Consider the following 20,949-nt stretch of genomic DNA (forward strand, 5'->3'; position numbering starts at 1 on the left):
AAAGGCAAGCCGACATGAAGAAAAGCCAAGACAAGGTCATCATTTCCTGCGCGGTCACCGGCTCGGTCCACACGCCGTCCATGTCGCCGCACCTGGCGCTGACGCCCGACCAGATCGCCGAACAGGCCATCGACGCGGCGCGCGCCGGCGCCGCCATCCTGCACCTGCATGCCCGCGATCCGCGCGACGGCCGGCCCACGCCGGATCCCGCCGTGTTCGACGCCTTCGTGCCGCGCATCCGCGACGCCACCGATGCCGTCATCAACATCACGACCGGCGGCAGTACGCGCATGAGCCTGGACGAGCGGCTGGCCTATCCCTTGCGCGCCAAGCCGGAGATGTGCTCGCTGAACATGGGTTCGATGAATTTTTCCATCCATCCCGCCGCGCGGCGCATCCCGGAATGGCGGTACGACTGGGAAAAACCCTATATCGAAGGCATGGAGGACCTGATCTTCCGCAACACCTTCAAGGACATCGGGCATATCCTCAAGGTCCTGGGCGAGGGCTGCGGCACCCGGTTCGAATTCGAGTGCTATGACATGGGCCACTTGTACAACCTGGCGCATTTCGTCGACGAGGGGCTGGTGCAAGGGCCGATCTTCATCCAGAGCATCTTCGGCATCCTGGGCGGCCTGGGGCCGGATCCGGAAAACCTGGTCGCCATGCGGACGACGGCGGATCGCCTGTTCGGCCGCGATGGCTACCGTTTCTCCGTGCTGGGCGCCGGACGGCACCAGCTGCCGCTGGTCACCATGGCGGCCATCATGGGCGGCAACGTGAGGGTGGGCCTGGAAGACAGCCTCTACATCGGCAAGGGCAAGCTGGCCGTGTCGTGCGCGGAGCAGGTGGCCAAGGTCCGGCGCATCCTGGAGGAATTGTCCCTGGAGGTCGCGACCCCCGACGAAGCGCGCGCCATGCTGGGATTGAAGGGCCGTGAGGCGACGGCGATCTGAGCCCGTCGCCCCCATATCGAAGGAGCGTACATGAGTAAATACCTGCAGGACCGCGTGGCCATCATTACCGGAGCCGGCAGCGGCCTGGGCCGCGCCCACGCGATGGAGCTGGCGCGCCAAGGCGCGCGCGTGGTGGTGAACGATATCGCGGGCGCGCACGCGGGCACGCCGGGCCGCGCCGTGGCGGACGAGATCGTCCGGGCGGGTGGCCAGGCGCTGGCATTGGGCGGCGATGTGACGGACTACGCCGCCATGCAGGACGTGGCCGCGCAGGCCATCGAGACGTGGGGAAGAATCGATATCCTCGTCAACAACGCCGGCATCCTGCGCGACAAGAGCTTCGCCAAGATGTCGCTGGAAGACTTCCGGCAGGTGATGGACGTGCACCTGATGGGCAGTGTCCATTGCGTCAAGGCCGTCTGGGAAACCATGCGGGCGCAGCGATACGGCCGCATCGTGATGACCACCTCGTCATCCGGCCTGTATGGCAATTTCGGCCAGGCGAACTATGGGGCGGCGAAGATGGCGCTGGTCGGGCTGATGCAGACCCTGGCGCTGGAAGGCGAACGCTACGGCATCCGCGTGAACTGCCTGGCGCCGACCGCCGCCACCGCCATGACGCAGGGGGTGCTCACGCCCGAAGCGCTGGCGCACCTGGCGCCCGCGGCCGTCAGTCCCGCGCTGGTTGCACTGGTGGGGGACGATGCGCCGACTCGCCAGATCCTGCTGGCCGGCGGCGGCAGCGTGGAAAGCGCCTACGTCACCATGACACCGGGCATCTTCCTGGGTGAAACCACCGATGCGGCGGCGGCGATCCGCGACCGCATGCCGGAGATCCTCGACCGGGAAGGGGAGCGGGTTCCCGGCACCGGCTTCGAGCAGTGCCAGTTCGAACTCGCCAAGGCGGGAATCCAGATGGCGCTGCCCGGCGCCTGAGGATATATGCCCGGCGCCGCCGGCTATCGCCGCGGAAGCGGCCGGCGCATCGCCGAGCACGGTGAGATGACCCGAAGGTAGGGCGCAGGGTCATCACCTCAGAACACGATCTTGAATCGCGGCGAAGGCTGTTTGCCGGGAGTTGCTCCCAGCGGCAGACCGATTTTCGGTTCATGGGTCATGGAATACGCGATGCTCAAGTCGCCTGCCGTCGGCCGTGATTTGAGTTCGCTGACCTGCCTCGGCGTGAAACTCGAAAAGTCATGCAGCGTGAGGACTTGACGATCATCGGCGTCCGCGACTGTGCAAAAAAATCCGGAGACGCCCGGATCGACATGCGTCCCTTGGTAGCTCCCACGGACCGTGTCGGCGGCTTGTATCTGAAAACCATGCTCGGCGGCATAGGCATTGCACTGATCACGTTCGGCTTGACGTAGCTCCAATGCCTTAATCGCATCAAGGACCCATTGCTCGGGCGTCCCGGTCAGCGCGATACGAAACCGCCGGGCACCCGCGAGATGGCCGACGTCTTCCTGCTCAATGCTTGCTTGCCGTGTGTAGGGCTGCCCATCGTAGGAGTTATCGTAGAGTCGCGCATGGTCGGCGTGCTCGATTGCGGCGGGCAATAGCGCCATCGTCCTTGCATAGCGTTCGCGTGTTCTATCTTCCGGCACATCGTGGCCGGTAGTCGTCCTCGTGCGGACGCGGTACGCCACTCGTCGTACATTAATGTCGGCGTTTTTAGTGCTTATGAAAACAAGCTGCACCGCATAGCCCGCAGCGCGAAGTTCGGCGAGTTCCGCCAGCTTGGTAGGGTGGCTCATCACCGTCTCGAACGCGAACGCCTGCCCGGCTTCCATCGCCCGCTGACGATGCAGAAATGCCACCTTTTGCGCGGCGCGATCGGGATGCAGCCCTTCGGCGCGGGCGAGATCAAGCGTCTCAGGCAACTTGCGGATGACATCCGGGTTGATGATCACATTGGGAAGCGAATCCTGCGACCGCTTGCGATATTCCGCTTCAATGGCTTGTATGACCGAGGTCTTGCCGGATCCGTTGGGCCCGGCCATGATCAGGACTCGTAAAGGGTGCATTTTTGTTCTGTTTGTCGCCCCAGGGGGCGCTCTTGCCTTGGGGCGGCCCGGCGGCAAAAGAAAAAAGGGCCTGCCGGCCCCTTTTATCGGATGCGAGAATGCTATCGGATGCCGCCAACGGCGCGGATGCGTGGACGATGTCCGGCGCCCTCGGGCAATATGTTGGCATCACTGGAAGGCAATCCATGTTTGGCGGTAGTCTCCGCAAGCTGCTTCGCAAAGCGGCTGCGAATCGCTTCCTCGTCGATGCCCATGATGGTCGACGCGGAACCCTCCTTGGATTCCACTATACGGACGTGCTTGTGACTGGCTGATTGCATGGTTGCTCCCAAACGGGTGCGGCAGATGACTCAATTGTACGCTGTCAGGCCCATTAGGGCGAACAAGGCGCTTCGCATCGGCCCAAGCGGAGCTCAACGTGGATCTGCCGCGCTACTCGCTACGAGGCGCCCCTTTGCAATTGGGATCGACTCGTCTTATGGCCAGCATGAAAATGGGGCCAAAGCGACCGTCCGGGGCTAAAGGGATATGGCCGCCATATTTTAGTTACATTTTTCCAGGTAGCCCAAAGCTAGGATCCGCAGGCCACTGCCGCGGCGGGATCCTGGATCGCCCACGCGACGATGACCCCCTCCATGAACGCGGACATGCCCTCCGACGGCGACAGGTACACGGGCATGATGTCCGACGCCAAGCCGCTGTCTTGCAGCACCAGGATGCGGTCGGCCAGCGTCACGGCCTGGGCGACGTCGTCATGGAAGGGGGGGCGTGACTGGCAATTCAAGTTGAAGGGCGACCAAGGCGGCCGAGGGCGAACCGTAGCGCTGGCGGATATCGGCCAACACGGCGCTGAAGGTATCGTGCGCGGATACTGAGGGCAGGGGAGGCGCCCGTTCGTCGGCGCGGTCCGGAATATAGGTCAGACCGCTGGCCATGCGTACCGGATGCGGCGCGGCGGTTTCGACCGATGCGCGGTATGTCCGCGCGTAGGCGTCCGTCGTGATCGCCAGCACCACGTCGTCCGCGCCCTCCGCCAAGGCCGCGCTGAAGGTCTCCTTGCGCCAGAACATCAATGTGTTCAAGGCGGCGGTGCGGATATGCCTGGGCGCAAGGCGGAAGGGCGAGGCGGCGGGAGCGGCGTCCCAGCGGCAAGGCCCAGCGCCCGCGCCATGGCGAGGGCGCGTTGCCTTCCCGCAATGGCCTCGATCAGTGCGAGCGTCACCGGCACGGACGCGCTGACGCCCGTCGTGGTGACGACGCGCCCGTCCACCACATACCTTGCGGCGTCCACGCGCCGGACGGCGGGGTGCGTTTCGAACAGTCGTTCGCGGGAGTACCAGTGCGTCGTTGCCGCGCGTCCGTCCAATAGCCCCGCGTGGGCCAGCACCCAGGCGCCGTCGCAGACGCCGACGACGACGGCGCCTTTTTCCCACTGCGACCGGACCCAGGCGAGCAGGCGCGGATCGTTGTCCTCGTGCACGGCGGGTACCACGACGTAATCGGCGCCGTCCGGGAACCTGTCATCGAAGGCCGCGATATCGAGATCCGGTTGGGCCTTGAGGGCAGGGAAGAAACGCATGGGCCCAGGCTCGGTACCGACCGCCCATACTTCCGCGACTTCGGCCCGCTTGAGCAATGCATACGGAATGACGAAATCGGTAAGTTCGGTGTGCTGGTTGTGGCCGACCACGGCGATGCGGGGAGCGCGGTCGACATGACGAGGACCGGGCACGGTCGCCTCTGACATGCCGTATTCCGCGAGCGCAGGGATATCCCCGGCATCCCCCGCGGCGAGAAAAATGACGGCGCCACAGCCGCAGGCAAGCACAATTGCCGCCGCGCCCAAGAACTTCCTGTCCATGATGAATGCCGCTCCGGCGAGATGAGAGGCCGTCATGGTAGGGATAGGTACTATATGGCAGCAACGACATATCCTTGTCTATTCCTGCCAATCCCTGCCTGTCAATGTGATGGCGTTGCCGCCGAAGGAGACGACCTTGAGCATGGCGCCCGATACGCGCACGGACCGCTTGGTCATCCTGGTGTATGCCGATTTCCAGATGCTGGACGCGGCAGGCCCCGCCGACGTCTTTCATATGGCAAATGCCCTGGCGGCATCGCCCCGCTATGCCCTGCATATTTGCGCGTCGGCGGCGGGGCCGGTGGCGTCATCCGGCGCCTTGACCGTACAGGCGGAGAGCATCGATGCGGTGGATCCGCGAACGGTGGACACGCTGCTGGTGGTGGGCGGCGAGCAAGCGGGCCTGGTCGCGGCCGCCGCCGATGCGAGGCTGGCGCATTGGGTCGCGATGTGCCGGCATCGAGAGGGAAAACCGGCGCGGGTGGCGTCCGTGTGCACCGGCGCTTTTCTCCTGGGCCACTGGGGCATGCTGCAAGGTCGCCGGGCGACCACCCATTGGGCGTCGACGCGACTTCTGCGTCAGTCCTGCCCGGGCGTGGAAGTCGACGCCGACAGCCTGTTCATACAGGATGGGGATCTCTGGACGTCCGGCGGCGTCACGGCGGGCATCGATATGTGCCTGGCCATTGTCGAACAGGATCTGGGACGCGCGCTGGCCACCAGGGTGGCGAGGCAGCTCAATCTTTCCGTGCGGCGGCAGGGAAACCAATCCCAATATTCGACCGTGATGCAGGGCCAGGCGGGCCGTTACGCGGATCTGGTCGACTGGTTGCGCGCGCATCTGGGCTCATCGGTCACCACGGAAGACATGGCGCGCGTGGTGTGCGAATCCCCGCGCAGTTTTCACCGGCACTTCCTGCGGGAACTGGGCGTGACGCCCCGGGCCTTTCTGGAACAGTTGCGCCTGGAGGCGGTGCGATCGGCGCTGGACAACGGGGCGACGTTAAAGTCGGCGGCGCAGTTGGCTGGCTATGGCTCAGAGGCCGCCCTCAGCAAGGCCTTCACGCGAAAATTCAAGCTGAGTCCATCGCAGTACCGGGGGCGGGGACCCTGGATGCCAAGGCCGCAGCGGCAAGATAGTCCAGGTGGAGATCAAAGTCGCGAATGACCCACGCCGTGCCCTTCGGGTGACGGCCGCCCCCGGGATTATTCCGCTACGCCGCGCCGGGACTGTGCGCGTCCCCGTTGGCCGCTTGGGAGCGTCGGCCTGCGCTCCCCACCGCTGACGGCCGGGTCTCCGGTCCGGGCTCAGGCAGCGACGCCACGTAAAGCGTGCGTGCCGGGAAGGCAAAGCGCACGCCCAGGTCAGCGAAGGATTCCATCATGCCGATGTTGATGGCCTGCTGGATGTCCATATAGACGTTGTAGCCCGGGTCCAGAACGATATAGACGACCTCGAAGTCCAGGAAGCTTTCGCCGAAGCCCTTGAAATGCGCGCGATCGAAGCGCGTCCTTTCCTGCTGTTTGACAATCTGCTCGACGATGCGCGGCACCTGGCGGGCCTGCGCCGGCGAGCAGTCGTGAGTCAATGAAAACTGGAAGACGATGCGACGCTCCTGCAGCCGCTTGTAGTTCTGGATGGTGGCCGACAGCATGCTGGCGTTGGACATGACGATTTGCTCGCCGCCCAGGCTGCGTATGCGCGTTGTCTTCAGCCCGACATGCTCCACGGTGCCGGCCAGCGACCCCACCACGATGAAATCTCCCACCTCGAACGGCTTGTCGACGGCGATGGACAGCGATGCGAACAGGTCACCCAGGATATTCTGCACGGCCAGCGCGACCGCGATGCCGCCGACCCCCAGGCTGGCCACGAAAGCGGTGATGTTCACGCCCATGTTGGAAAGCATGGCCAGCAGCACGATGCCCCACAGCAGCACTTTCGCGGCCCATACGGAAAGGGCGGCCAATGCCGTCAGCTGATTGCCCTGCACGCTGGCGTGCCGGCGGAAATAGGAATGCATGGCCAGCAGGATCGCCTGGTGCGCCCACAGGGCAATCTGCAGGATGGCGACGACGAACCACAGGCTGCCCAGGCGCGTGGCCCAGCGTTGCGGAAGGTCGAGCACGCCCATGCCTATCAATAACGCGGCCAGGGCCAGCAAGGTGTTGCTGGTCTTCGAAACGACGTCGGCCACGATGGCGCTGACATGGGCGTTCGGCAAGCTCGCCATCGCCCGGAGGCGCCGGCGGACAAAGCTGATGACAAACCGGGCCACGAGGAAAACGACAATGGCGACGACGATTGCGAGCAGCCAGTTCGCCAATGAAATCTGCAGGAATTTGGTATCGGTAAAAAATGCATCGAGTACGGTCAAGGACATGCGTCTCCTCATTCCAGGTAAATGGAGGTTTGAATGCAGGGGAACGGCGAGGGGAGCAGCCCCGTGTCAGCGCGGGGCCAAGGATATCGCCGCGGCGTATGTCAGCCCGGGCCATGGCAGGGAACAGCACTTGGCGTTCCCGCGCGTCTAGGCCCTCGGGAGGGCTGGACGCGATAGGTGGACGCCTCATACGAGGGCGTCCTGCGTCACATTGTCTCTTTTTTGAGCCGCGCGAATCAACCCTCGGGTTATGCTGCTGGCACTGGCGTAGTGGCATGGCTACGTGCAGCAGTGCCATGTCGCGCGGATCTTCTCCATCCCTGGCTGTCGTCCTTGCAATGTGACGAACCATGCGTAATCTTCGGCTGAACATCCTGCTGTTGGCCACTACTGTCCTCGCCCTGGGCATCGGCGGATTCCTTTACTGGATCGACGCATTGGCGAGCGCGCATGCGACGTGGACGGCAGGTTCGCTGCCCGCCTTGGCCTGTACAGCCTGCAACGTGTACCGAGCGCTGGCGCGCCGCGAAATGGGGGCCGACGCGCTGGCCCTCATTGCCATCGTCGGCGCGATAGTCCTGGGCGAGGCCTTGTCCGCATGCATCATCGCGGCCATGTTCACCAGCGGGCAGGTGCTCGAGAGCTGGGCCGAGGATAGGGCCGGCCGGGAAATGTCCGCGCTGCTGGCGCGCGTGCCACGGACGGCGTGGAAAGTCGACGGTACATCCATCGTGAGCATCGACCTGGCCGCGATCAAGGCCGGGGACATCTTGCTGGTAAAGCCGGGCGACATCGTCCCCGTCGACGGCCTTGTCCTGTCGGCCACCGCTACCTTGGACGAATCCGTCCTGACGGGCGAGTCGACCGCTGTCGAGCGGCGTCAAGGCAGCAATGTCCGCAGCGGTGCGGTCAATGCGGGCGGCCCCTTCAATCTGGTGGCGTCGGAGACCGCGGAACGCAGTACGTTCGCGGGCATAAGCAAACTCATCGAAGCGGCCCGAAGCGCTCGGGCGCCCGCCGCGCGCCTTGCCGACAAGGCGGCCGCGTGGCTGATTCCGCTGGCGCTGGGACTCGCCGCGATCGCATGGGCGGTGAGCGGAGACCCACGGCGAGCCTTGGCCGTCCTGGTCGTGGCCACGCCTTGCCCCCTGATCCTTGCCGTTCCGGTGGCGCTGGTGTGCGGGATGTCGAACTGTGCCCGGCGCGGCATCCTGGTGAAAGGTGGGGGCGCCCTTGAGAACCTCGCGCGTGCGACCATCCTCTTTTTTGACAAGACGGGAACGGTGACGGGGGGCAGGGCGCGTATCGCCTATATCAAGGCTGCCAAGGGTGAAGACAAGACAGACGTCCTGCGCACCGCCGCGGCGGTGGACCAGATGTCGGCCCACATCACCGCGACGGTGATCGTAGCCACCGCGCGCGAGCGCCAGTTGCAGCTGGAGATGCCGCAAGACGTGGTCGAAACGCATGGTGCGGGCGTATCGGCCACCTTGGGCGGCATTCCGGTGCGGGTGGGCACGCCGGATTTTGTCTGCAAGACCGTGCCGTGGCCGGAGTGGGCGCGGGAATTCCTGAAAACGGTCGGAGAACAGGGCGGATCGGGCGTCTTCGTGGCGAAGGGAGATCGCGTCATGGGCGCACTGCACCTGGCGGACCAGGTCAGGCTGGAGACGCCACGCGCACTGCGCCTGCTGAGACGCGCCGGAATCCGCCGTATGGTGATGCTGACCGGAGACCGACGGGATGTGGGCGAGGCCATCGGTTCCATCCTCGGCGTGGACGAGGTATGCGCCGAACTGGACCCGGCCGGAAAGGTAGCCGCGATTGCGCAAGCGCCGTCGGCGAGCATTTCCATCATGGTCGGAGACGGCGTCAATGACGCGCCTGCCTTGGCGTCGGCAAGCGTGGGCATTGCCATGGGCGCCCGCGGCGCCGCTGCCGCTTCCGAAGCGGCGGACGTGGTGCTATTGGTGGATCGCTTCGATCGCCTGGCCGATGCGATGGAGCTGGCCAAGGCCACCCGCCGCATCGCCGTCCAGAGCGTGTCGATAGGCATGGGCCTCTCGCTGGTTGCGATGATGGTGGCGGCCTTGGGCTATTTGCCCCCCGTGTACGGCGCCGCGCTGCAGGAACTTATCGATGTCGTCGCCATTATGAATGCCCTGCGTGCCTTGCGCGCGGAACCCTCGCGCCCGACCGGGCGCCGGCTTGCCGCGGAAGAGGCACGACGTTGGCGAGACCAGCATGAAAAGCTGATGCCGGTCCTGGACCGCTTGTCCTCCCTTGGCGGCCGGGTGCTGGACATGTCAGCGGCGCAGGCGGGACCGGTCCTGCAGGAGATCGACCAGTTGATCAGCGAGAAAATCCTGAGTCATGAGCGCGAAGACGAGGCGGTCATCTACCCGGTCGTCGCGGAGCTTCTGGGGGGCGAGGATCCGCTAGCGCCCCTGAGTCGCACCCACCGCGAGATAGCGGCGCTGTCGCGGGAGCTGCACCGGGACGTCGTGGCATTCACCGAGACGGGTAGCGAGCGGGCGCTGCGCGATATCCAGCGGCTCCTTTACAGCCTCGCCGCCATCCTGGAATTGCATTTTGCCCAGGAGGAAGAAATGTACCTGGCAGTGAGTTGAAGCGACTTCTTCAGCCCGCGCCCAGCGTTGCCTTGACGGCATGGACGAGTCCGAGCATGGGATCGTCCGCGGCCGCGGGATACAGCGCTTTCTCGCGCACCAGGGGAAATTGTCCGCTCTCCTTCCAGAAGGTTCGCGGGTCGAACTGGAATTTGGCGATGAGTTTGCGCCCGAAGTCCATTTCGGCGTGCTCGTACAGCAGCTTTTGTTCGGCGCTGGAGACTTCGGGGTATTCGCCCAGCAGGTAGCCTTCCTGGATGTGCGGCCGCACGGCCTCGGGCGGGCAGACGCTGGCAAGGCGCACGATCTGGATGCCGGCTTCGGCGCTGGCGGTGATCGCGCCACTGACCTGGGGAACGCCTAGCACGAAGACGTAGGCCTTGTCCTTCGCGCGATGCGTGGCGAAGGACGCGGCGATGCGCAGGGATTGCGTGACGTCCAGCAGCGGCGTCGCGCAGACTTCGTAGTGCTGGAGGATTGCCCAGCGAAGAATGCGTTGCCGCGCCAGCCGCTGGCGTCCGATGTACTTGCGCGCCACGTATTCCGCGACCAGGGCTTTTTCCGCCGCGGCCAGTCCGGCGAAACGCTCTAGCAAGGTGCCATCCGAGGGAATCCGGTTCGGCGCGTCGGCCCGCAGCAGCGAGGGTTTCAGCGACGAATATCCCGACTTGTTCCGGTAGTCCCCCGTCTGCCCCCGAAACATGAGCACGAAATCACGGTTGTGGAACTGCAGGTCGGCCACCTTCGTCGCCAGTTCCATATAGGAGCGAACAGGGCAGGCGGCTTCCTTGCGTATGGCGCCGCAGGTCGACGGCTTGATGCGCCCGGTCGACCCCTGGAACGTCCAGATTTTCTGGCTGCCTATGGTTTCCATCGCGTCGAGTCCCTATTCAGACGCACATCATCCGCCCAGCGTCAAAGATCAGTTCCGGCGCCACGCGGGCGTCGCGACAGCCGATCACCATGATTTCTGGATGTCGGCCTTCGGTGACTTGATGAAAGCGTGCGCGTTCAGTGGCAAAGCGTCCGGTAGGAAACGCTTGGTAACCCGCGAAAGGACGGTCAGGAAACGAAGGAGTCTGCTTCATGGTGGGATGGTTTCGCGGTAGCGGCCGAGGCGGCCGAATGCTCTGTATTCTAGCGAGGCTGAGCCGCGATATCAGTGCGCGCCTACGCTCCATTCTTGCTCAGCCGGAGACAACCATGGCCAACAGTGATTCCGGACCGCTCTACCTGGACGACGCCAATCCGCATGTCGACCTGGCCCGTAATCTCATCGGACAACAGGAAATCGTTGTGACACAGATGCAGGAAGGGGGTGTCCGCTCGAAAAGGCCCGGGATTTGCCGCAGCGCTTGCGCAAGACGCTTGTGGTCTTGGAGCGGCGTTGCGGTCCAACGCCGAAAAATGCTGTGGCAGCAGGCGAGGAATCGAGTTTCGGAGGCGGTTAATCCGGGACAAGGAACCGCCCACGCCGCCAACTGACACCTGGAGCTGAAGTGGAATCAAGAAAGCCAGGGCACTACGTGGTAATCGGCGCATCGTGGGGCGGCATATCGGCGCTGCGCCGGCTGGCCGCGGCGCTACCGCCGGATTTTGGGGCGACTATTCTTGTCGCTCAGCACATCGGCGCCCAACCCAGCCAGCTTGCGGAAATGCTGGATCGCGCCGGGCCGTTGGACGCCGTGTGGGCAACTCAGGGCGCGAGGATGCTGCCGGGTACGATCTATGTCGCTCCGCCGGATCGTCACCTGCTTGTGGAGGGAAATCACCTAAGGCTAAGTGCTGGGCCTAAGGAAAACCATGCTCGCCCCGCGATCGATCCGCTGCTGCGCTCTGCCGCGATAGCGCATCGGGCGCGCTGCATCGGCGTCATTTTGACAGGGAGCCTGGATGATGGCACGGCTGGCCTGGACGCCGTGAAGCGATGCGGTGGGACCGCCGTGGTGCAGGATCCCGCAGATGCCGAGCAAGCCGAGATGCCCCGCAGCGCCATCGAAAGTGTCTATGTCGACCATATCGTGCCGCTCGACGACATTGCGCCTCTCCTGAGCGCCCTGGTCAGTCGGACCGTACCCGAAAGCAGCATGGACGTCCCGTCCGTCGATATACCGCAGACGGTCCTCCAGGAGGCCGAGATGCTGAAGGGAGACAGGATCATGAACAGGCTCGCCGCGCTGGCAAGCCTTCGGCGCTTACCTGTCCGGACTGCGGCGGGACGCTATTCGAGATGCGGCAGGCGCCGCCGGTGCGCTATCGATGTCATACGGGACATGCGTACACGCTGCGAAGCTTGGCCGCCGCCCAGAGCGAAGACGCGGAGGCCACCCTGTGGGCGGCCGTGCGGGCGCTGGGCGAAAGGGAAATGATCCTTCGCAAGCAGATGGACCTTGAGGAGGGCAGGCGTATAGATGGCGCCTTCGATCAATTCGCCGCTGAACTGGATCGGATAACCTTGGCCATCCGAACGCTCCAGGCGGTGGCACGTGGGTGGGCGGGTGACCGACGACCGGGAAATTAGTGAGCTTGCGGCTAGCAGGTAGCCCAGCATACCGCGCGCCTCTTGCTGGCCCTATATATGAGTGATGGCTTCCAGGTCGATGCCGCCCTGGCCGACTACGTGGGCCCATCGTCCGGCAGTAAAGTCGGGCGTCGAGAAGCCCACCTTTCAAGGGTTTGCAACGATCCTTTCGACCAAAGCGAGCAGTTGGTCAAGGTCGTAGGGCTTGTCCAGAACGTCGGTGAAGAGCGGCCGATTTTCACGAGCGATATGGCCCTGAGCGCCGGTCACCATAATAATCGGCAAGTCCCGCAAATCCTCATCGGCGCGAACGGCATTGGCCAGTTCAAGACCCGTCATGATCGGCATCATGAAGTCGCTGATCACAAGCGCCGGCCGGCGCTCTCGAATCAGTTCGAGCGCCCGCTTGCCATGTTGCGCGATCATCACTTCGTGGCCGGCGTCGGCCAGCACCTCGCCTAGCACTTCCGCCAACAAAACCTCATCGTCTGCCACCAATATCAACGCCATAACGGCTAGTCCTCCGAACAGTTGCCCATCGTGCCAAGTGCGCCCGCTGGTCTATTTGGTCCGGGGGGTGGCGCCAAGTCCGGCTCCAATGCCGATGCCGGCGTCGCTAAATAGCAGAGCGTGGGCCTCGGCGTTGAAGGTGCTGTCCCGCATCTTCTGTATGGCAATACTTCGGTGCAGATCGTGATGCTGCTCCCACTGTCTAACCAGGACCAGGTTGTCAAAGATGCCCGAAAATTCGAGGGGCAGCGCTCGTGCGCTGGCGTCGAGGGAACCTTGTACCTCCCAGGTGACCAGCACAGTCACATTCAGGCGGCGCAGCCTTGCGGCCAGGGCTGCCACGAACGGAATCAGGCGCTGCTTGTCCACGGCCGCGAGCGCAAAACCGTTGAGGCCGTCGATGAAAACCCGGCGCGTTCGGTTCTTCTCGACCAGGTCGAGCAACTCATGCCCGAGCTTGTCCAGCAAGTTTTCCCCGGACAAGTTGCAATGGATCTGCAACGCGCCAGAGTCTGCCGTTGGCAAGGAAAGTTTTATGGCAGACGCCTTCGCAATAAGTGCCTGGCTGTCTTCGAAGAAACCGAAGTGTAGGGCGGGCTCCTCTGGCGTGGCCACGCTCAGGAACTGCAAGCCCAGGCTGGTTTTGCCGCTACCGCTTGGGCCGGCGAGCAGGGTTACGGAAGACTCCGGGTATCCGCCATTGAGCAGCACGTCAAATTTCACATTACCGCTGCCCACACGGCGCCGACCCGGCACCGAGTCAGGCTCCGGCCAATTCAATGCTTCCAGGCGGGGATAGACGGTAATGCCGCTATCCGAAATCTCGTATTGATGCACGCCACTGATCGATTTGCTGCCGCGCGACTTGCGTACTTGCATCTGTCGGATGGTTCGAACGCCAAAAAGATGCTCGCTCAGGTCGATGACCCCGTCGACCATAGTGTATTCGGGGCTGTTGTCCTCCAGCCTCGCACTGGTCAAAAACAGGACTGTGCAGCCGACGAAAGCGGCTTGGCCCTGAACGGCCGCGACGAAGGTCTTTACGTCGAGATCGGTTGCGGCACGGTCACGGGCGTTGAGCAGTCCGTCAAATACCAGGAGCGTGGCTTGTTGACGTTTGGTTTCCTGGCGCAGGAGTTGCACTACGGCGTCCAGGCCTTCCTCGCGCAAGGTATGGAAGACGCTGACAAAAGTCACCTCGCGTCCGAGCACTTCCTCATCGAAGAAAGTAAGGGTGGCCATGCTTTGGAACAGCCGCTCATGACTCTCGGCAAGCAATGTCACGTAAAGGACCTTGGCGCCGGTGGCGGCCCGGGCGAACGCAATCTGATTCGCCAGTATGGTTTTGCCGGCCCCGGGTCTGCCCTGGATGATGTAGGACGCTCCCTCGACAAAGCCGCCGTTTAAGACCTGATCAAGGCCAGGCACGGCGCTTCGCATGCGCGCAAGATGCTTCAATGGGATTCTCCGATCGCGACGGTTAAGGCTGCGCAAATGCAGCGCGCTTATTCTAGTCTGTTCCTTTTAGGCTTTTGGACGGAGACGACAGCACCAATTCGTCTTTTCGAGCCGTGTAAATGCCGCGCCTTTCGTACGGCGTCAGCGAGCTTGAGGCTTACATGCCCGTTGGATTGTGGACGGAACAACGATTGTTCTTAGTTCAATGATTCTTGTAGTATTAAATAATGAACGAAGATCAAGCTGTTATTTTGCGAAGGCGCGGCGTGCAAGGGCCTCCAACGCCCTCGGATGCGTCAATGGCATCACCACGCTATTGGCAGGGTTCGCCAGCACCGTGGGATGGCCCTTGTCGACGCATATGGAGCTGCATGGATATGGAGCTGCATAGCGGTTGGCGGGGGGCATCCTACATCGGCTGCAGCCCCACGTCCTTGGCGATCCTGCCGAAGACCTGCAGGTCGTCACGGACGCGGGCCGTGGTCTCGGCAGGGGTGGTGACGCGTGGAATCATGCCCAGGTCCAGCACGCGCTGCTGTATCTCGGGCTTGGCGAACTGGCGCGACAGCGCCTGCTGGATCTTGTCCACGACCGCATCGGGCGTGTCCTTGGGCGCGGCGAGGCCGAACCAGGCCACAGCGGAAAAGTCCTTCAGGCCGGCTTCCTGCGCCGTCGGCACGTCTGGCAGTACGGCCAGGCGCTGCTGGCTGGTGACGAACAGCGGATGCACCTTGCCCGAGTGGATGAACGGCGTCTGCACGCCGGTGTTGTCCAAGACCGCGTTGATGTGTCCGCCCAGCAGGTCGTTCATCGCCGGTGTGCTTCCCTTGTAGGGCACCAGGTTCACCTGGATGCCGGCGGACTTGGCGAACATCAGCTGCGTCAGGTGCTGCTGCGTGCCCAGTCCAGCGTTGCCGAAAGTGATGCCGTTGGGATGCGCGTGCGCGTAGTCGACGAAATCCTTGAGCGTCTTCGCGGGGAAGTCGTTGCCGGTGACGACCACGAAGGGCAGGTCGACCAGCACGGTGATCTGCTTGAAGTCCTTCAATGGCTCGTAGCGCAGCTTGTAGACATAGGGATTCACGCCCATCGTGCCGCTGGCGGTGAGGGCGAGGGTATAGCCATCCGGCGCGGCGCGCGACACGTATTCGGTGCCCAGTACGCCGCCGGCGCCCGGCTTGGCCTCGACTATCGCGGTCTGGCCCAGTTCCGCGGTCAAGGCCTGCGCGGCGAAGCGCGCCATCATGTCCGCGGTGCCGCCGGTGGCGTACGGCAGGACGATGGTGATGGGCTTGCTCGGATAGGCGTCCCCGGCCCGGGCCGGCCCGACGGCGGACAGCGAGAAAGCCGCAGCGGAACAGGCGGCCGCCAATAGCACCTTCCGGCGGCCTGCGTGAGACTTGCTTGCCATGGATCTATTCCCCTGTGTAGTTGTCTCAGGATTTGGGAAAAGATTAAGCGGCAAGTCTTTATGTGCCAAATCAATATTTGAAATAGACCGTCATCACCCCGGGTGATGGCTGCGCTATAGTGCGGCATGCTTCCCGCCATCGACCTGAACCTGCTGCGCATCTTCGACGCCGTCATGACGGAACGCAACGTCACGCGCGCGGCCCTGGCCCTGCACATGACCCAGCCCGCGGTCAGCAATGCCATCAACCGGCTGCGCCTGACGCTGAAGGATCCGCTGTTCGTCAAGATACAGGGCGGGGTGCTGCCCACGCAGCGCGCCGAACTGCTGTGGCCTCCCATCCGCGACGCGCTGGCCCGCATCCAGGAGACATTGGCGACCAACGAGTTCGACCCCGCCCGGTCGGAGGCCGTCTTCAGGTTGGCCATGTCCGACTATGTCGCTGACCAGGTGATACGCCCGCTGTTCGTGGAGCAGCAAACCGTGGCGCCCAACGTCCGCATCCATCTGCATCCGTACTCGCTGGACAACGCTGCCTTCCAGCTGGAGAAGGGCGAGGTGGACATGGCGGCGGGCGTGTGGTCCAACGTGGCTTCGTCGCTGCGCATGCTGCCGCTGGAGACGCTGACCTATGTCTGCGCCATGCGCAAGGGCCATCCGCTGCTGGCCCAGGGGCATCTGCGGCTGGAGGACTTCCTGCGGGCGCGGCACCTGATGGTCAGCCTGCTGGGCACGGCGTCGCTGGTCGACCACGAGCTGGCGGCCCATGGACTGAAGCGCAATGTGGTGCTGACCATCAACCAGTTCGCGCTGGCGCCGCGCCTGCTGGCGGAGACCGACCTGATCTGCGTGGTGCCCCTGAACACGGTGCGGAACAGCCCGCACAGCCACCAGCTGGAGGCGGTCGAGGCGCCGTTTCCCTTCGTGCCGCGGACCGTCAACCTGATCTGGCACGAGCGGTCCGACAACGAACCGGCGCATCGCTGGCTGCGCGAGGAAATCCTGAAGATCTGCCAGGCCCAGGGGATGGTTTTCGACCACGCGCCACGCGCCGAGCCGCAGGCCTATTGATCGCGCAGGCCCGCAGCGGACTGGCCTGGCACCCGATGCGTTGGCAGGGATACGCATCATTCACTGAAATGATAACGACCAATGCCAAACTTTGATTGGAAAGCATGACGCCGCATAACTAAGATCTGGGACACATTGCCCGCGGGTTCCTGCACCGCAACCCGCTGCCTCCTGGAGATATGCGTTGACCCAGACCCTATCCGCCCCCGCGGGCCGCCGCTTCCGCGTCGGCTTCGATGTCGGCGGCACCTTCACCGACTTCACCTTGTTGGCCGAACACACCGGCGAACTGCATTACTTCAAGGTGCCGTCGACGCCGCACGACCCCTCCGTGGCCATCCAGTCGGGCGTCGAACACCTGATGCGCGAACTGGGCATCTCCGGTGGCGAATTGGTGCACGTGGGCCATGGCACCACCGTGGCGACCAATATGGTGATCGAGCGGCGCGGCGCGCGCTGCGCGCTGGTGACCACGCGCGGCTTCCGGGATGTCCTGGAGATCGGGCGGCAGGTGCGGCCCCATCTCTACGACTACAACGTGTTGAAGCCGGAGCCGTTGGCGCCGCGGGAGTGGCGCTACGAGGTGACCGAACGCATTGCCGCCGACGGTTCCATGCTGGAGCCGCTGGACGAGGCCGGCGTGCGCCGCGTCGCCGACGAGCTCAGGAGGGAGGGGGTCGAGGCGGTGGCGATCTGCTTCATGCACAGCTACCGCAATGACGAGCATGAGCGGCGGACGCGGGACATCCTGGCCGAGGCCTTGCCTGGGGTGTACCTGAGCGTGTCCAGCGAGATCCTGCCGGAGTTCCGCGAGTACGAGCGGATGTCGACCACGGTGCTGAATGCCTACGTGGGACCGCGGATGGCTGGCTACATGCGCAACCTGGTGCGATCGGTGCGCGGCATGGAAATCGCGGCCCAGCCGGCGACGGTGCATTCGAATGGCGGATTGATGTCCGTGGAGTCGGTGCTGACGGCGCCGGTGCGAACGTGCGTGTCGGGACCGGCGGCCGGGGTCATCGGCGCGGTGGAACTGGGGCGTGCGACCGGACTTTCCAATCTGATCACTTTCGACGTGGGAGGCACCAGCACCGATGTGTCATTGATCGCGGACCTGCAGCCGCTGTTCACGTCCAGCCGGTTGGTGGCGGATTATCCGGTGAAGACCCAGATGGTGGATGTCCACGTCATCGGGGCGGGGGGCGGGAGCATCGCCTGCATCGACGATGCGGGCGCGCTGAAGGTCGGCCCGCGGAGCGCGGGCGCCGTGCCCGGGCCGATCGCCTATGACCGGGGCGGCGAGGCGGTGACCATTACCGACGCGCACATCGTACTCGGCCGGTTGAATCCCGTCGCGCTGCTGGAAGGACGCATGCCGGTGGACGCGGCGCGTGCGCGGGTTGCCATCGAAGCGATGATCGCGCGGCCATTGGGCTTGACCGTGGAGGAGGCCGCGTACGGCATCCTGCGTATCGCCAATTCGAACATGGCGCGCGCGGTGCGAGCCGTATCCACCGAGCGCGGCCACGACATCCGCAAGTTCGCGCTGTGCTCCTTCGGCGGGGCAGGGGGACTGCATGCGGCCGAACTGGCGCGAGACTGCGGCATCGGCATGCTGCTGATTCCGCAGGAGCCGGGGACCATGTGCGCACGGGGTATCCTGCTGTCGGACATCTCCATGGATTTTGTCCAGACGTTGATGGCGCATGCCACCGATGACGGGTGGGCCTTGCTGCGGCAGGCGCTGGACACGCTGGCTGCGAAGGCCCGCGATTGGCTGGCCGCCGAGGGCGTGACGCCGGATGCGCAGCGCCTGTCGGGCGTCATCGACGCGCGATATCAAGGGCAGAACTTCGAAATTCCCGTGCCGCTGGATGGCATGCGGCTGATGGCGACAGCCGAATTCGTGGCGGCGTTCAGCGCCGCCCATGTACGCGAGTATGGCTACGATGCGGCCGGCCGGGCCATCGAGATCGTGAACTGTCGCGTGCGGGCGGTGGGGATGGTGCCGCGCGCACCGCTGGCGCGTGTCGAAGGCGGCGGATCCCTGGAGAGCGCCGTGAAAGAACATCGCCAGGTCTACTTCGATGCCGGTGGGTGGTTGGACACACCGGTGTACCGGCGGGGCCTCTTGCCGGTGGAAGTGCCGGTGGACGGCCCGGCCGTCATCGAGGAAATGAGTTCGACCACCGTGGTGCTGCCCGGCCAACGGGCACATGCCGATGCGTTCGGCAACCTCATCGTCGACTTGCGCCCGTGAGCGTGCCGTCGGCCGCATCACGGACCGCATCCCCATAGCGACCATATCGACCATACCGAATTCCAGAGACTGCGATGGCTACTATCACGACCCCTTCCGAAGACGTATTCGACCCCATCGAGATGGAAGTCTTCAGCAACCGCCTGCTCAGCATTACAGAGGAGATGGGCAATACGCTGATCCGCTCGTCGTTCTCCAGCAATATCAAGGAGCGCAAGGATTGCTCCGTGGCGTTGTTCGACGCCGCCGGGCGGCTGATCGCGCAGGCGGCGCACGTGCCGGTGCACCTGGGATCGCTGTCGGGGGGAATCGATGCGGTGTTGCGACGATATGGCGTCGCCGGCATTCGGCGGGGGGATGCGTTCCTGTGCAACGACTCCTATTTGGCCGGCGGCACGCATGCGCCGGATATCACGGTCGTCACGCCTGTCTTCGTGGACGGCGAGTTACGGTTCTTTGCCGCCAATATCGGCCACCATACCGACGTGGGTGGCGCGGTGCCCGGGTCGACATCGCACCACCTGAAGACCGTGTGGGAGGAGGGGATCCGACTGCCCGTCATGCGCATCGTGCGCCAGGGTGAGCTGGACCTCGACCTGCTTGAGATGATCGCGCACAACACGCGCGAGTACGACTACCGGATGCACGATATCCGCGCGCAGATCGCGACGAACGAAAAGGGCGCCCGGTTGATGCTGGAGCTGGTCGAACAGTCGGGCTTGCCGGCGGTGCTGGCGGCGATCGACGGCATCTTGCGCTATACGGAGCGGCGGCTACGGAATCGCATCGCGATGCTGCCTGGCGGGACAGTGTCCTTTGCCGAACGCATGGACGATGACGGGTTGGGCGGGGATCCGGTGGTGATCCAGGCCAACGTGCATGCGCGGGATGGACAGTTGTTCGTTGACTTCACCGGCACCGGCGCGCAGGCGCGCGGCGCTTTCAACCTGCCGGCCAGTGCGCTGCATGCCAGCGTGTATTTCGCGGTAAAGGCGATGCTGGATCCGGAGTTGATGCCCAACAACGGGTTGTTCCAGCCGATCACGATCACGGCGCCGGAAGGAACCATCACGAATCCGCGGTTTCCTGCCGCGGTGGGGGCGCGGGTGACGACCGCGCAGCGCGTGGCGGGGACGGTCATCGGGGCCTTGGGGCAGTTGCTGCCCGCGGACCGGGGCATGGCGTCCTGCAATGATGTGATGCCATCGATGTTGTTCTCCGGACCCGGTCGCGAGGGCAAAGGCACCTTCGTCTACCTTGAAACCCTGGGCGGTGGCGCGGGCGGACGCGCCCGCGGCGATGGCATGGATGGCATCCAGGTCCACGTAACGAACACCTCGAACCTGCCGGCCGAAGCGCTTGAGATCGAGTATCCCTTGCTGGTGGAGGAATATGCCCTGGTCGGCGACACCGGCGGCGCGGGCCGATACCGCGGCGGCATGGGCATCGCCCGCCAGATCCGTTCCTTGCACGACCAGATGATCTGCACCGTCCGCTGCGACGCCGCGCTGTTCGGCGCGGCGGGCTTGAACGGCGGCGGCCTGGGAGCGACGTCAAGGCTGATCCAGAACGCGGGCCGCCCGGACGAAAAGCGCCTTCCCAATAAAATTTCCGGCCACCCGTTGCCGGCGGGGCAGTCCGTGCGTCTGGAAACCCCTGGCGGAGGCGGCTACGGCGTCCCCGGGGAACGGGACCTGGCTGCCATTCGCAAGGACCTGCGCGGCGGCAAGACAAGCCGCGCGTCGGCTGAGCGGGACTATGGCGTGGCGCGGGTGAAGGAGGCCCTGGACGAAAACGGGGGAGCGCCGGAACAAGTTCGCATGGACCGCGTTACCTGAAGTCGTTTCCCCGGCGGCC

At 64.3% G+C, this 20,949-nt stretch carries 20 protein-coding genes; 9 read left to right on the forward strand and 11 right to left on the reverse strand.

Annotated elements, in window-relative coordinates; translation table 11 throughout:
- The first annotated feature begins 14 nt into the window (after window positions 1-14).
- Window positions 15-956, forward strand: a complete 942-nt coding sequence (gene kce / locus C7R54_RS00070) for a 3,5-dioxohexanoate:acetyl-CoA acetone transferase (protein WP_129148166.1) — start codon at window positions 15-17, stop codon at window positions 954-956.
- A gap of 30 nt (window positions 957-986) precedes the next feature.
- The gene (locus tag C7R54_RS00075; RefSeq protein ID WP_129148167.1) at window positions 987-1,892 is read left to right on the forward strand and encodes an SDR family NAD(P)-dependent oxidoreductase; all 906 of its coding nucleotides are present in this window, start codon (window positions 987-989) and stop codon (window positions 1,890-1,892) included.
- A 98-nt stretch (window positions 1,893-1,990) separates the two neighbouring features.
- Here C7R54_RS00075 and C7R54_RS00080 read toward each other — a convergent pair whose 3' ends face one another.
- The 5 genes from C7R54_RS00080 to C7R54_RS29100 all read right to left on the reverse strand — a co-directional run bounded on the left by C7R54_RS00080 (window position 1,991) and on the right by C7R54_RS29100 (window position 4,733).
- Complete coding sequence (locus tag C7R54_RS00080; protein ID WP_158021109.1) at window positions 1,991-2,962, reverse strand: ATPase; 972 nt, start codon at window positions 2,960-2,962, stop codon at window positions 1,991-1,993.
- 125 nt (window positions 2,963-3,087) lie between these two features.
- Window positions 3,088-3,306 carry a hypothetical protein gene (locus C7R54_RS00085; RefSeq protein ID WP_129148169.1) on the reverse strand — a complete coding sequence of 73 codons (219 nt, stop codon included), beginning with the start codon at window positions 3,304-3,306 and terminating at the stop codon, window positions 3,088-3,090.
- Window positions 3,307-3,557: 251 nt separating this feature from the next.
- Entirely contained in the window at window positions 3,558-3,770 is a 213-nt protein-coding gene (locus C7R54_RS00090; RefSeq protein WP_129148170.1) for a hypothetical protein, read from the reverse strand.
- Complete coding sequence (locus C7R54_RS29095) at window positions 3,739-4,068, reverse strand: hypothetical protein (protein WP_240039325.1); 330 nt, start codon at window positions 4,066-4,068, stop codon at window positions 3,739-3,741. The genes C7R54_RS00090 and C7R54_RS29095 overlap by 32 nt, the downstream gene beginning before the upstream one ends.
- Complete coding sequence (locus C7R54_RS29100; protein WP_240039326.1) at window positions 4,065-4,733, reverse strand: DJ-1/PfpI family protein; 669 nt, start codon at window positions 4,731-4,733, stop codon at window positions 4,065-4,067. Before C7R54_RS29100 ends, C7R54_RS29095 begins: the two co-directional genes overlap by 4 nt.
- 256 nt (window positions 4,734-4,989) lie before the next feature.
- On the opposite strand from C7R54_RS29100, the gene C7R54_RS00100 reads away from it, so the two are divergent.
- Window positions 4,990-6,015, forward strand: a complete 1,026-nt coding sequence (locus C7R54_RS00100; RefSeq protein ID WP_129149368.1) for a GlxA family transcriptional regulator — start codon at window positions 4,990-4,992, stop codon at window positions 6,013-6,015.
- A gap of 46 nt (window positions 6,016-6,061) precedes the next feature.
- Here C7R54_RS00100 and C7R54_RS00105 read toward each other — a convergent pair whose 3' ends face one another.
- A complete protein-coding gene (locus C7R54_RS00105; RefSeq protein ID WP_129148171.1) occupies window positions 6,062-7,231 on the reverse strand; it encodes a mechanosensitive ion channel family protein in 1,170 nt (389 codons plus the stop codon).
- Between the two features lie 350 nt (window positions 7,232-7,581).
- Between C7R54_RS00105 and C7R54_RS00110 the strand changes: the two genes are divergently transcribed.
- Entirely contained in the window at window positions 7,582-9,861 is a 2,280-nt protein-coding gene (locus C7R54_RS00110; protein ID WP_129148172.1) for a heavy metal translocating P-type ATPase, read from the forward strand.
- A 10-nt stretch (window positions 9,862-9,871) separates the two neighbouring features.
- Here the strand turns inward: C7R54_RS00110 and C7R54_RS00115 are convergent, their stop codons facing one another.
- A complete protein-coding gene (locus C7R54_RS00115) occupies window positions 9,872-10,735 on the reverse strand; it encodes an FRG domain-containing protein (RefSeq protein ID WP_129148173.1) in 864 nt (287 codons plus the stop codon).
- Window positions 10,736-10,751: 16 nt separating this feature from the next.
- Complete coding sequence (locus C7R54_RS00120; protein ID WP_129148174.1) at window positions 10,752-10,949, reverse strand: hypothetical protein; 198 nt, start codon at window positions 10,947-10,949, stop codon at window positions 10,752-10,754.
- Between the two features lie 115 nt (window positions 10,950-11,064).
- Here C7R54_RS00120 and C7R54_RS00125 point away from each other — a divergent pair, with 115 nt between their 5' ends.
- Window positions 11,065-11,346 carry a hypothetical protein gene (locus C7R54_RS00125; protein ID WP_129148175.1) on the forward strand — a complete coding sequence of 94 codons (282 nt, stop codon included), beginning with the start codon at window positions 11,065-11,067 and terminating at the stop codon, window positions 11,344-11,346.
- A gap of 14 nt (window positions 11,347-11,360) precedes the next feature.
- The gene (locus tag C7R54_RS00130) at window positions 11,361-12,230 is read left to right on the forward strand and encodes a chemotaxis protein CheB (RefSeq protein ID WP_158021110.1); all 870 of its coding nucleotides are present in this window, start codon (window positions 11,361-11,363) and stop codon (window positions 12,228-12,230) included.
- 299 nt (window positions 12,231-12,529) lie between these two features.
- On the opposite strand, the gene C7R54_RS00135 is transcribed toward C7R54_RS00130, so the two are convergent.
- The 3 genes from C7R54_RS00135 to C7R54_RS00150 all read right to left on the reverse strand — a co-directional run bounded on the left by C7R54_RS00135 (window position 12,530) and on the right by C7R54_RS00150 (window position 15,761).
- Window positions 12,530-12,892 carry a response regulator gene (locus tag C7R54_RS00135; protein ID WP_129148177.1) on the reverse strand — a complete coding sequence of 121 codons (363 nt, stop codon included), beginning with the start codon at window positions 12,890-12,892 and terminating at the stop codon, window positions 12,530-12,532.
- A gap of 51 nt (window positions 12,893-12,943) precedes the next feature.
- Entirely contained in the window at window positions 12,944-14,350 is a 1,407-nt protein-coding gene (locus C7R54_RS00140) for an ATPase domain-containing protein (RefSeq protein ID WP_129148178.1), read from the reverse strand.
- 409 nt (window positions 14,351-14,759) lie between these two features.
- A complete protein-coding gene (locus tag C7R54_RS00150) occupies window positions 14,760-15,761 on the reverse strand; it encodes a Bug family tripartite tricarboxylate transporter substrate binding protein (protein ID WP_129148180.1) in 1,002 nt (333 codons plus the stop codon).
- Between the two features lie 126 nt (window positions 15,762-15,887).
- Between C7R54_RS00150 and C7R54_RS00155 the strand changes: the two genes are divergently transcribed.
- From C7R54_RS00155 to C7R54_RS00165, 3 genes are all read left to right on the forward strand, one after another.
- On the forward strand, window positions 15,888-16,832 hold the full coding sequence (locus C7R54_RS00155) for a LysR family transcriptional regulator (RefSeq protein WP_129148181.1): 945 nt from the start codon (window positions 15,888-15,890) through the stop codon (window positions 16,830-16,832).
- Window positions 16,833-17,016: 184 nt separating this feature from the next.
- On the forward strand, window positions 17,017-19,092 hold the full coding sequence (locus C7R54_RS00160; protein ID WP_129148182.1) for a hydantoinase/oxoprolinase family protein: 2,076 nt from the start codon (window positions 17,017-17,019) through the stop codon (window positions 19,090-19,092).
- A 74-nt stretch (window positions 19,093-19,166) separates the two neighbouring features.
- Entirely contained in the window at window positions 19,167-20,930 is a 1,764-nt protein-coding gene (locus C7R54_RS00165) for a hydantoinase B/oxoprolinase family protein (protein WP_129148183.1), read from the forward strand.
- The last annotated feature ends 19 nt before the right edge of the window (window positions 20,931-20,949 follow it).

The sequence above is a fragment of the Achromobacter aloeverae genome (assembly GCF_004121055.1).
Lineage (GTDB): Bacteria > Pseudomonadota > Gammaproteobacteria > Burkholderiales > Burkholderiaceae_B > Bordetella_C > Bordetella_C aloeverae.

What these genes read in the sequence shown, in the direction of transcription:
- kce (WP_129148166.1), top strand. Translation starts at nt 15, where the DNA reads ATGAAGAAAAGCCAAGACAAGGTCATCATTTCCTGCGCGGTCACCGGC.
- C7R54_RS00075 (WP_129148167.1), top strand. Translation starts at nt 987, where the DNA reads ATGAGTAAATACCTGCAGGACCGCGTGGCCATCATTACCGGAGCCGGC.
- C7R54_RS00080 (WP_158021109.1), bottom strand. Translation starts at nt 2,962, where the DNA reads ATGGCCGGGCCCAACGGATCCGGCAAGACCTCGGTCATACAAGCCATT.
- C7R54_RS00085 (WP_129148169.1), bottom strand. Translation starts at nt 3,306, where the DNA reads ATGCAATCAGCCAGTCACAAGCACGTCCGTATAGTGGAATCCAAGGAG.
- C7R54_RS29100 (WP_240039326.1), bottom strand. Translation starts at nt 4,733, where the DNA reads ATGTCAGAGGCGACCGTGCCCGGTCCTCGTCATGTCGACCGCGCTCCC.
- C7R54_RS00100 (WP_129149368.1), top strand. Translation starts at nt 4,990, where the DNA reads ATGGCGCCCGATACGCGCACGGACCGCTTGGTCATCCTGGTGTATGCC.
- C7R54_RS00105 (WP_129148171.1), bottom strand. Translation starts at nt 7,231, where the DNA reads ATGTCCTTGACCGTACTCGATGCATTTTTTACCGATACCAAATTCCTG.
- C7R54_RS00110 (WP_129148172.1), top strand. Translation starts at nt 7,582, where the DNA reads ATGCGTAATCTTCGGCTGAACATCCTGCTGTTGGCCACTACTGTCCTC.
- C7R54_RS00115 (WP_129148173.1), bottom strand. Translation starts at nt 10,735, where the DNA reads ATGGAAACCATAGGCAGCCAGAAAATCTGGACGTTCCAGGGGTCGACC.
- C7R54_RS00120 (WP_129148174.1), bottom strand. Translation starts at nt 10,949, where the DNA reads ATGAAGCAGACTCCTTCGTTTCCTGACCGTCCTTTCGCGGGTTACCAA.
- C7R54_RS00125 (WP_129148175.1), top strand. Translation starts at nt 11,065, where the DNA reads ATGGCCAACAGTGATTCCGGACCGCTCTACCTGGACGACGCCAATCCG.
- C7R54_RS00135 (WP_129148177.1), bottom strand. Translation starts at nt 12,892, where the DNA reads ATGGCGTTGATATTGGTGGCAGACGATGAGGTTTTGTTGGCGGAAGTG.
- C7R54_RS00150 (WP_129148180.1), bottom strand. Translation starts at nt 15,761, where the DNA reads ATGGCAAGCAAGTCTCACGCAGGCCGCCGGAAGGTGCTATTGGCGGCC.
- C7R54_RS00155 (WP_129148181.1), top strand. Translation starts at nt 15,888, where the DNA reads ATGCTTCCCGCCATCGACCTGAACCTGCTGCGCATCTTCGACGCCGTC.
- C7R54_RS00165 (WP_129148183.1), top strand. Translation starts at nt 19,167, where the DNA reads ATGGCTACTATCACGACCCCTTCCGAAGACGTATTCGACCCCATCGAG.